The following is a 9,546-nucleotide window of genomic DNA, read 5'->3' on the forward strand; positions in this document are numbered from 1 at the left end:
GGGCCGCGCCGAGCCGGGCCCTGGGCCTGGACGGGCTGCGGGCCCTGGCCGACGGCGCGGCCTATGGACCGGTCGAACTGGCCGGCGAGACGCTAGGCGGCCAGGTTCATCATCGCACCCCCTTCCAGCTGGGTCTGACCGTTCCTGCCTGGGGCGGCGGATTGCTGATCGTCATCGACCAGCCGGCCGGCGAGCGCGCCCCGCACGGCGGTGGTTCGGTGATCCTGACGACCTTCGGCCTGGACCAGGCGGCCTTCGCCGACCTGGAAGCCCGCTGGTCGGCCTGGTGGGCGGCGCGCTACACGGCGGCCGCGCCGGGCGAAGGCCAGTAGACGCGGTCCTTAGGCGATCCGCTGGGTGATGATCACGTTCAGCAGCGCCAGGTTGCCGTTGACCGTGGCCGCCGCGCACCAGGCGCCGTGCAGGCCTTCCACCTCGACCAGGTGGTTCTCGATGGCGTCGACCATGATGCCCTCGGCCACGGAGAACGACGCCTCGCCCAGCAGCTGTTCGTCCTCCAGTTCGCGGCACCAGGCCGCCACCGCGTCGGTCGGCGTGTCGGCCTCGAACTGGGTGATGTAGGTGCCGCCGTGGAAATCCAGGACCAGGGTGTAGAGGTTCATCGGGCCGACCTTGGATACGCTCTTGCACAGTGTACGCACACCAGAGGTCGGGATGCGCCCCCCAAGTTGCTAGGCCCCGATCCCACTAGACCCGAGACAGCCCCAGCTGGATCACATTGGTGCGTTCGGTGCGGAAACCGGCCTCGCAATAGCTGAGATAGAACCGCCATAGCCGGCGGAACCGCTCGTCGAAACCCAGGCCCTTGATGTCGTCCCAGGCCGCCTCGAAGCGCGTAGCCCATTCGGCCAGGGTGTCGGCGTAGTTCTGGCCGAAGCGGTTGACGTCGGTCCAGGCCAGGCCGGCGGCGTCGGTCTCCTGCCGCAGGCGCGCCTCGCTCGGCAGCATGCCGCCCGGAAAGACGTAGCGCTGGATGAAATCGGTGTGGCGGCGGTAGCCGGCGAACAGCTCGTCGCGGATGGTGATGATCTGCAGGCCGGCGCGGCCGCCGGGTGTCAGCACGTCGTGAATCTTGCTGAAATAGGTCGGCCAATATTCCTCGCCGACCGCCTCGAACATTTCGATCGAGGCGACGCTGTCGAACCGACCCTCGATGTCGCGATAGTCGATCAGCCGGATGTCGGCTTTTTCAGACAGGCCCTGGTCGAACAGGCGCTGCTTGGCGAAGTCGTGCTGGGCTTGGGAGATGGTGACGCCGGTCACCTTGGCGCCGACCTCCTTGGCCGCGAACTCGGCGAAGCCGCCCCAGCCGCAGCCGATCTCCAGCACGTGCTGACCGGGCTTGAGGCCGATCGATCGGGCCAGGGCCGCGTACTTGGCGTGCTGGGCCTGGTCCAGCGGCTGGCTGGGCGCTTCGTACAGGGCCGAGGAATAGGTCATGCTGGGGTCCAGCCAGCGCGAATAGAACGCGTTGCCCAGGTCGTAATGGGCGTGGATGTTCCGCCGGGATCCCGCGCGGTCGTTGCGATGGAACAGGTGGTAGAGGCCGTTGACCGCCCGCATCAGCGGGTTGCCGCGCACCAGGGCGGTCAACCGGTCGAAGTTGCGCGAAAAGGCCTCCAGCACCGCCGACAGGTCGGGGGTGTCCCATTCGCCGGCCATGTAGCCCTCGGCGAAGCCGATGTCGCCCGAGGCCAGGGCCCGGCGGATAAAGCGATAATCGTGGATGCGGATCACCGCCTCGGGGCCCGGCGTCTTGCCGACGATGCGCAGCGGCTTGCCCGACGGCAGGACGAAGGTCAGGTTTCCCACCGCCCAGTTCTCCACGGCGACGCGGAGGGCGGTGCGAAAGGCGGCCGGGGCGCGACGCAGTTCGGGGTCGCGGGCCGTGGCTGGCCAGGTCGAAGGCAGGATATCGGTCATCGACGGTCCATCCCTAACGCGAGGACGAAAGTAAGAACTCTCAGAACCGACCTGTAAATGGGGAGGCTACCCAGCCGTGCGAGAGAGTCCGTTCTCCCTGAGGCCGCGATAGGCCTCGAGCGCGCGCTCGCGCGCCGCCGAATGCCCCACGATCGGTTCCCCATAGATACGCTTGGCGGCGGCGTTCAGTTGCGCTGAAGCTTTCCACGGCTCGTGGATCAAGGCGTCGGGCAGGTTCGCCAGGTCCGGGACCCAGCGGCGGACATAGGCGCCGACCGGGTCGAACCTTTGCCCCTGCGCGATGGGATTGAAGATCCGGAAATAGGGCGCGGCGTCGGCCCCGCTGCCGGCCACCCACTGCCAGTTGCCGACATTGTTGGCCAGGTCGGCGTCGACCAGCGTGTCCCAGAACCAGGTTTCGCCCGCGCGCCAGTCGATCAACAGGTGCTTGACCAGGAACGAGGCGACGATCATTCGCACGCGGTTGTGCATGAAGCCCGTGGCCCAAAGCTCGCGCATGCCGGCGTCGACGATCGGATAGCCGGTCTCCCCCCGGCTCCAGGCTTCGAAGGCGGCGTCGTCGCGCATCCATGGAAAGCCGTCGAACTCCGGCCGGAAGTTGACCTTCGGCAGGTCCGGATTGTGGAACAGGATCGAATGGTTGAACTCCCGCCAGCCGATCTCGGACAGGAACTTCTCGACCTGGCCGGCGGGCGCGTCGCCCGCCTCGGCGGCCTTGCGGGCCGCGACCCAGACCTGGCGCGGGCCGATCTCGCCGAAATGCAGGTGCGGCGACAGGCGCGAGGCGCCCTCGACGCCGGGCAGGTCGCGCTGGCGGTCATAGTCCTCGACCGGGCCGGACAGGAAGTCGTCCAGCCGCTCGCGGGCGCCGAGCTCGCCGGGCGTCCACAGGTCGAAGCCCTTGGACCAGTTCGGCTTGGCCGGATGCAGGTTCCAGCTTTCCAGCGACTCGGTCCGGGGCCAGCGCTCCGGCGCGACCAGGGCCTTAGGAGGCGGCTCGACGTGGACGTGATGAAGCTGGTCACGGGCGGCGCGCCAATAGGGCGTGAAGACCTTGTAGGGCTGGCCCGAGCCGTTCTTCACCGTCCAGGGCTCGTTCAGGAGGCCGGCGTTGAAGCTCTCGCAGGCGATCGCCTCGTCCTTCAGCCAGGCCTTGATGGCGCTGTCGCGCTCGATGGAGGCGGCGTCATAGAGCCGGTTCCAGACCACCGCCGCCGGCTTGGCCTGGGCGGTGATGTCCTCCAAGACCGCTCGAGCCGGGCCGCGCCGCAGGATCAGCCGCGAGCCGATGGCCTTCAGCGAAACGTCCAGTGCGGCCAGCGACTTGTCCAGCCACCACAGCGAGGCGCCGCCCATCGGGCGCACCCCGGGCGTCTCGTCGAGAATGTGGAGCGGGATCACCGACCGCCCCGTCGCGGCCGCGGCGATCAGGGCGGGATTGTCGGCCAGGCGCAGATCGTTGCGCAGCCAGACGAGGATGGGGCCTTGTTGGTCGAGTTGCACGTTCACTCCGACGCCTTGCTCCCGCCGCCCCCTGTGCCATAACGCAGTCCATGTCCAGACGCGTCATCCTCGTCACCGGCGGCGCCGGGTTCATCGGCTCCAACATCGTAGCCAAGCTGTGCGAGGACGATAGCCTCGACGTGGTGGTCTGCGATTGGCTGGGCGAGGCGGCCGAAAACAAGTGGCGCAACCTGGCCAAGTCGCCGATCGCCGACTTCGTGCCGCCCGAGGACCTGTTCGAGTGGCTGGCCGAGCGCGGCGACGAGGTCGAGCTGGTGATCCACATGGGGGCGATCTCCTCGACCACCGAACCGGACGCCGACCTGATCGTGCAGTCCAACTTCGTGCTGTCGCGCGAGCTGTGGCGGTGGTGCGCCCTGCACAAGCGCCGGCTGATCTACGCCTCGTCGGCGGCCACCTACGGCGACGGCCAGCAGGGTTTCGACGGCAAGGACGACCTGGAAAGCCTGAAGGCCTTGCGGCCGCTCAACGCCTATGGCTGGTCCAAGGCCCTGTTCGACCTCTACGCCGTGCGCGAAGCTGCCCGCGGCCACGCCCCGATCCAGTGGGTGGGACTGAAGTTCTTCAACGTCTACGGCCCCAACGAGGAGCACAAGGACGGCATGAAGTCGGTGGTCTGCCAGATCTGGCCCAAGGTGGCGGCGGGCGAGGGCGTTCGGCTGTTCAAGTCGCATCACCCCGACTACGAGGACGGCGGCCAGCTGCGCGACTTCGTCTATGTGCGGGACGTGGCCGACGTGGTCGCCTGGCTGGCCAAGAGCCCCCACGTCAGCGGCGTCTACAACCTGGGCTCCGGCAAGGCCCGCTCGTTCAAGGCCCTGGCCGAGGCGACCTTCCGCGCCGTGGGCCGCGAGCCCGACATCGACTATTTCGACATGCCCGAGGTGCTGCGCGGCAAGTACCAGTACTTCACCCAGGCCGACATGAGCCGCCTGCGCGCCGCCGGCTACAACGCGCCGATGACCTCGCTGGAGGACGGCGTGGAGGACTATGTCTGCGGGTTCCTGAATACGGACGATCCGTATCGCTGACGACGCGGGGGGCGCCCCAACCTCCACCAAATCTGCAATCCCTGACGCCACGTCACACTTGCCGACCCTTTCCGCGAGCGTAAGCTAATCGCTGATAAGTCGCCGACACAGGCGTCCGTCAGGGAGTGGAACATGGTCGGCATCGCCGCCTGGGGCGCCTATGCGCCGCGCCTTCGCCTCAGCCGCAAGGCCGTCACCGAGGCCAACGCCTGGGTCGCGCCGAACCTGCGGGCCAAGGCCAAGGGCGAGCGGTCCATGGCCAACTGGGACGAGGACGCCCTGACGATGGCCGTCGAGGCGGCCCGCGACGCGCTCGGTCCCGACGACGACCGCTCGGCGGTCGACGCCCTCTATTTCGCCTCGACCACGGCGCCGTTCGTCGATCGCCAGAACGCCGGGATCGTCGCCGCCGCCCTGACGCTGGAGAAGGCCATCGCCTCGGCCGACGTCACCGGCTCGCAGCGCTGCGGGCTGGCGGCCCTGGGCCAGGCCCTGGCGGCCGTTCAGGGCGGAGCGGCCAAACGCGCCCTGGTGGCGACCGGCGAGCACCGCCGGGCTCGCGCGGCGTCCAGCCAGGAGCTGGACAACGGCGACGGCGCTGCGGCCTTCGTGGTCACGGCCGAGGCCGGCGCGGCGGAATTCCTGGGTCGGGGCAGCATCACCGACGACTTCGTCGACCACTTCCGCGGGGCCGACGGCGAGTTCGACTACGGTTGGGAAGAGCGCTGGATCCGCGACGAGGGCATCGTCAAGCTGGTCCCCCCGGCCATCCGCCAGGCCCTGGAGGTTTCCGGCCTAAAGGCTTCCGACGTCGCGCATTTCTGCTTTCCGTCCACGTTCGCCGGCATGGCCGCCAGCCTGGCCAAGACGATCGGGATCGCGCCCGAGGCGGTGCGCGACAACCTGGCCCTGACCCTGGGCGAGGCCGGCTGCGCCCACGGCCCGCTGATGCTGGCCCACGCCCTGGAGCAGGCCAAGTCCGGTGACGTCATCCTGGTGGCCCAGTTCGGCCAGGGGGCCGAGGCGCTAGTGTTCCGGGTCGGCAAGGGGGTGGCGAAAGCTCGTCCGGCGCGCGGCGTGACGGGCGCGTTGGTCGATCGAAGAGAAGAGCTCAACTATCTGAAGTTCCTCACCTTCAACGGCTTGGTCGAATGGGACAAGGGCATGCGGGCCGAGAAGGACAACAAGACGGCCCTGACCACCCTGTATCGGAACCAGGACATGATCCTGGGCCTGGTCGGCGGCCGCTGTCGCGAGACCGGCGTGGTCCAGTTTCCCCGCACCCGCATCTCGGTCGCGCCCAACAATCCTGGGGTCGACACCCAGGAGCCGTACCGCTTCGCCGAGCGCAAGGCGTCGGTGCTGAGCTACTCGGCCGACTTCCTGACCTTCTCGATGAGCCCGCCCAACCACTACGGCATGATCGTCTTCGAGGGCGGCGGACGGATCATGATGGACATCACCGACGTCGAACAGGGCGAGGTCGACAGCGGCCTGCCGGTCAAGATGGTGTTCCGCATCAAGGACGTCGATGAGAAGCGCGGCTTCGTCCGCTACTTCTGGAAGGCCGCGCCGGACCGCGCGGCGATGGCGGGCGACACCGCCCTGGCGGCGGAATAGGGAGAGCGACCATGGCCAAGGGCATCCGCGACAAGGTCGCCATCCTGGGGATGGGCTGCAGCAAGTTCGGCGAGCGTTGGGACGCCGGGCCCGACGACCTGATGGTCGAGGCCTATGTCGAGGCCATGGCCGACGCCGGCATAGAGCCCAGCCAGCTGGACGCGGCCTGGTTCTCGACCCACGTGGACGAGCTGGGCACGGGCAAGGGCGGCACGCCGCTGTCGATCGCCCTGCGCCTGCCCAACATCGCCGTCACCCGGGTGGAGAACTTCTGCGCCTCGGGCTCGGAGGCCTTCCGGGGCGCGGTCTACGCCGTGGCGGCGGGGGCGGCCGACATCGCCATCGCCGTGGGCGTCGAGAAGCTGAAGGACACCGGCTATGGCGGCCTGCCGGTCGGCAATCCCGGCACGCTGGCGCCGCAGATCATTCCCAACGGATCGGCCCCCGGCAATTTCGCCCAGCTGGCCAGCGCCTACCGCGCCAAGCACGGCGTTTCGCGGGAGGACTTGAAGCGCGCCATCGCCCACGTTTCGGTCAAGAGCCACGCCAACGGCGCCAAGAACAAAAAGGCCCACCTGCAAAAGGCCGTCACGGTAGAGCAGGTCCTGAACGCCCCGATGATCGCCGAGCCCCTGGGCCTATTCGACTGTTGTGGCGTATCGGACGGCGCGGCCGCCGCCATCGTCACCACGCCGGAGATCGCCCGGGCGATGGGCAAGCGGAACCTGACCCTGGTCAAGGCCCTGCAGCTGTCGGTCTCCAACGGCTATGAGAGCCAGTATAACGGCTGGGATGGCAGCCACTTCCACACCGCCCGCATCGCCGCTGGCAAGGCCTATCGGGAGGCCGGCATCGAGCGGCCGCGCGAGCAGATCTCGATGATGGAGGTGCACGACTGCTTCTCCATCACCGAGCTGGTGACCATGGAAGATCTGTTCATCTCGCCCGAGGGGCAGGGGTGGCGCGACGTGCTGGACGGCTTCTACGACGCCGACGGCGGCCTGCCGTGCCAGATCGACGGCGGCCTCAAATGCTTCGGTCACCCGATCGGAGCGTCGGGTCTGCGGATGCTCTACGAGATGTACCTGCAGCTGCAGGGTCGGGCCGGCGAGCGCCAGCTGAAGGACCCGGTGTTCGGCATGACCCACAATCTGGGCGGCGCGCCGGCCAGCAATGTGTGCTCGGTGGCGATCATCGGACAGGAAGGCGCCTGAGGCTTCCAGGCGTCTCGCGCGACGCGGCGGGTTCGTGTAACCAAGGCCCATGGGCGAACGGTTCAACGGTTTCAGGCGCTGGATTTTCGCGGGGGCGGTGCTGTTTCTGGCGCTGGTCCTGGCGGCGGCGTTCTACTGGCGCTACGACATCCTGCGCACAACGCTGGATCCCAAGATTCCGTTCCAGGCCTACGATCCGCCGCCGGCTCCGAACTACGCCGACCCCAAGGCCTGGGCCTTGCGGCCGCAGCACGGGGCCGCGGGCCGGGGATCGGCCGACGTCTTCTTCGTGCATCCCACCAGCTATGACGGGGGCCGCGACTGGAACGCGCCTTTCGACCAGCCCAAGGCGGCGCGTGACCTGGCCCGGGTGATGCTGCCCAACTACGCTGCGCCGTTCGCGCGGGTCGGGCGGATTTTCGCGCCACGCTATCGCCAGGCCAGCCTCTACACCTTCCTGACCCTGCGCGACGACGCCCGCGACGCCCGGCGTTTCGCCTATGACGACGTCCGCGAGGCTTTTCGCCACTATCTGAAGCACGACAACGGCGGACGGCCGTTCGTGCTGGTCGGCGTGGAGCAAGGCGGCATCCTCGCCGATCGCTTGCTGAAGGAAGAGATCGCGCTGAATCCGGCGCTGAAAAGCCGCCTGGTGGGGGTCTATCTGATCGAGACGATCGTCCCCGCCGACGAGTTCGGCCCCGGCGCGATCATCCCGGCCTGCGCCAGCCGCGACGAAGCCGGCTGCGTGATCGCCTGGGCGTCGCTGACGGATGGCGATTTCCACCGGGCCCAGGACCTGACCAACCGATCGCTGGTCTGGAACGGCGGCGGCGAGTTGATCACGCTGGACGGACGCACCCCGCTTTGCGTCAACCCGCTGCTCGGCGCTCGCGACGAGACGCGCGCCCTGGCCAAGCTGAACCTGGGCGCGGCCAACGCCACGGGGCTGGAATGGGGGTCGCGGCCGGCCCTGCTCAAGCGCCAGGTCTGGGCCCAGTGCGAGGATGGCCTGCTGCATACCGGTCGGCCGAAATCGACCTCGCTGCGCGACGACGGCTCCTGGACCGAGCGCCGCAAGGTCGACGGCTTCAACCTGTTCTGGGCGGATATCGAAGCCGACGCCCTGGCGCGGGTCGCGGCGTTGAAGAAACGAACCGACCTGAGCCCGATCGCCAATAGCCCAGGTTAGAGCGAACCAAGCGCTTCAAGCGCCGCCAAGCCCGAGTATCCCGGCTGGTCGATCGCGATCTGGTCGATGACGCTGGCCTTGAGATGGGCCAGAACCGCCGGCTCCAGCGGTGCCAGACGGCCGTCCGCCAGGCGCGCGCAGAGTTCGGCGTTCAGCGCCTCGAAGTCGGCGTCCAGGGTCAGCAGGGCGCGCAGCCGTTCAATCGCCGCCGCCTCGGCCGCCGGACCCAGGGCCGCCTCGCGTTCCAGGGTCGCGCGGGCGTTGTCGGCGACGCGGGCGATGAAGGCGGCGCGGGGATCGTCCGGCGGACCGGCTTCGACGGCGCTCAGGGCCTGGGTCAGCTCGGCGGCGGTGGGGTGGGTGATCATGCTCGGATCCTCCCTTCCGCCTGCTCCATCAGCAGCACCAGATCGATCTCGGTCTCGCTGGCCCGCCGGCCGATCATCGCCCGCTCGATCGAGCGGTCCGCGCCGCTGGCGAAGCTGGCGTACATCATCAGGCACATGACGCCCCATTTCAGCGACCCCAGGGCCTGCCAGAACAGCAGCCGGTCCAGCGGGACCGGCGGGCCACCTCCGGCCGCGTGGCCGTCCAGCAGGTCCTGATAGCCGCCAAAGCCGCCGACCGGCCGCCGCCATTCCCCGAACCGCCAGGAATTGACGCAGATCCAACCCAGGTCCTCGGCCGGGTCGCCCAGATGGGCCAGTTCCCAGTCCAGCACCCCGACCAGACCCCCAAGGGTTTTCGAGCCCGGGTCGATCATCAGATTGCCGTTGCGAAAGTCGCCGTGCACCAGCACCGGCTGCTCCAGCGGCGGCGCGCGGTCGGCCAGCCAGCGGAAGGCGGCTTCGAACACCGGCCGCCGCGCGCCCGACTGGCGATAGACGGCTTCATAGCGGGCCAGTTCGCTGGCGGCGTCCGAGGTCGCCAGCGGCGGCAGTCCGCCCAAAGGCGTGGCGTGGATCGCCGCCAGGACCTCGCCGCAGCGGCGCGCCAGCTC

The 9,546-nt window shown here is 68.8% G+C and carries 10 protein-coding genes; 5 read left to right on the forward strand and 5 right to left on the reverse strand.

The window, feature by feature from the left end; translation table 11 throughout:
* On the forward strand, positions 1–332 hold a 332-nt coding region (locus WAL33_RS04005; protein ID WP_422178721.1), incomplete at its 5' end, for a hypothetical protein.
* Between the two features lie 9 nt (positions 333–341).
* Here the strand turns inward: WAL33_RS04005 and WAL33_RS04010 are convergent.
* The 3 genes from WAL33_RS04010 to WAL33_RS04020 all read right to left on the reverse strand — a co-directional run bounded on the left by WAL33_RS04010 (position 342) and on the right by WAL33_RS04020 (position 3,468).
* Complete coding sequence (locus WAL33_RS04010; RefSeq protein ID WP_422178723.1) at positions 342–623, reverse strand: hypothetical protein; 282 nt, start codon at positions 621–623, stop codon at positions 342–344.
* A gap of 85 nt (positions 624–708) precedes the next feature.
* The gene (locus WAL33_RS04015; protein ID WP_422178725.1) at positions 709–1,944 is read right to left on the reverse strand and encodes a class I SAM-dependent methyltransferase; all 1,236 of its coding nucleotides are present in this window, start codon (positions 1,942–1,944) and stop codon (positions 709–711) included.
* A gap of 66 nt (positions 1,945–2,010) precedes the next feature.
* Positions 2,011–3,468, reverse strand: a complete 1,458-nt coding sequence (locus WAL33_RS04020; RefSeq protein WP_422178727.1) for a cryptochrome/photolyase family protein — start codon at positions 3,466–3,468, stop codon at positions 2,011–2,013.
* 50 nt (positions 3,469–3,518) lie between these two features.
* On the opposite strand from WAL33_RS04020, the gene rfaD reads away from it, so the two are divergent.
* From rfaD to WAL33_RS04040, 4 genes are all read left to right on the forward strand, one after another.
* Complete coding sequence (gene rfaD, locus WAL33_RS04025; protein WP_422178729.1) at positions 3,519–4,520, forward strand: ADP-glyceromanno-heptose 6-epimerase; 1,002 nt, start codon at positions 3,519–3,521, stop codon at positions 4,518–4,520.
* Positions 4,521–4,652: 132 nt separating this feature from the next.
* A complete protein-coding gene (locus WAL33_RS04030; protein WP_422178731.1) occupies positions 4,653–6,140 on the forward strand; it encodes a hydroxymethylglutaryl-CoA synthase family protein in 1,488 nt (495 codons plus the stop codon).
* A gap of 11 nt (positions 6,141–6,151) precedes the next feature.
* A complete protein-coding gene (locus tag WAL33_RS04035; RefSeq protein WP_422178733.1) occupies positions 6,152–7,354 on the forward strand; it encodes an acetyl-CoA acetyltransferase in 1,203 nt (400 codons plus the stop codon).
* Positions 7,355–7,403: 49 nt separating this feature from the next.
* The gene (locus WAL33_RS04040; protein WP_422178735.1) at positions 7,404–8,546 is read left to right on the forward strand and encodes a DUF3089 domain-containing protein; all 1,143 of its coding nucleotides are present in this window, start codon (positions 7,404–7,406) and stop codon (positions 8,544–8,546) included.
* On the opposite strand, the gene WAL33_RS04045 is transcribed toward WAL33_RS04040, so the two are convergent.
* Positions 8,543–8,914 (reverse strand): DUF6285 domain-containing protein, encoded by a 372-nt coding sequence (locus WAL33_RS04045; RefSeq protein WP_422178737.1) that lies wholly within the window; start codon positions 8,912–8,914, stop codon positions 8,543–8,545. The two genes, WAL33_RS04040 and WAL33_RS04045, sit on opposite strands and share 4 nt — an antisense overlap.
* On the reverse strand, positions 8,911–9,546 hold a 636-nt coding region (locus tag WAL33_RS04050), incomplete at its 5' end, for a phosphotransferase family protein (RefSeq protein WP_422178739.1). The genes WAL33_RS04050 and WAL33_RS04045, both read right to left, overlap by 4 nt.

Source organism: Caulobacter sp., assembly GCF_049283275.1.
GTDB lineage: Bacteria > Pseudomonadota > Alphaproteobacteria > Caulobacterales > Caulobacteraceae > Caulobacter.

Excerpts from the sequence above, each read along its gene's own strand:
- WAL33_RS04010 (WP_422178723.1), bottom strand. The coding sequence starts at position 623 with ATGAACCTCTACACCCTGGTCCTGGATTTCCACGGCGGCACCTACATC.
- WAL33_RS04015 (WP_422178725.1), bottom strand. The coding sequence starts at position 1,944 with ATGACCGATATCCTGCCTTCGACCTGGCCAGCCACGGCCCGCGACCCC.
- rfaD (WP_422178729.1), top strand. The coding sequence starts at position 3,519 with ATGTCCAGACGCGTCATCCTCGTCACCGGCGGCGCCGGGTTCATCGGC.
- WAL33_RS04030 (WP_422178731.1), top strand. The coding sequence starts at position 4,653 with ATGGTCGGCATCGCCGCCTGGGGCGCCTATGCGCCGCGCCTTCGCCTC.
- WAL33_RS04035 (WP_422178733.1), top strand. The coding sequence starts at position 6,152 with ATGGCCAAGGGCATCCGCGACAAGGTCGCCATCCTGGGGATGGGCTGC.
- WAL33_RS04040 (WP_422178735.1), top strand. The coding sequence starts at position 7,404 with ATGGGCGAACGGTTCAACGGTTTCAGGCGCTGGATTTTCGCGGGGGCG.
- WAL33_RS04045 (WP_422178737.1), bottom strand. The coding sequence starts at position 8,914 with ATGATCACCCACCCCACCGCCGCCGAGCTGACCCAGGCCCTGAGCGCC.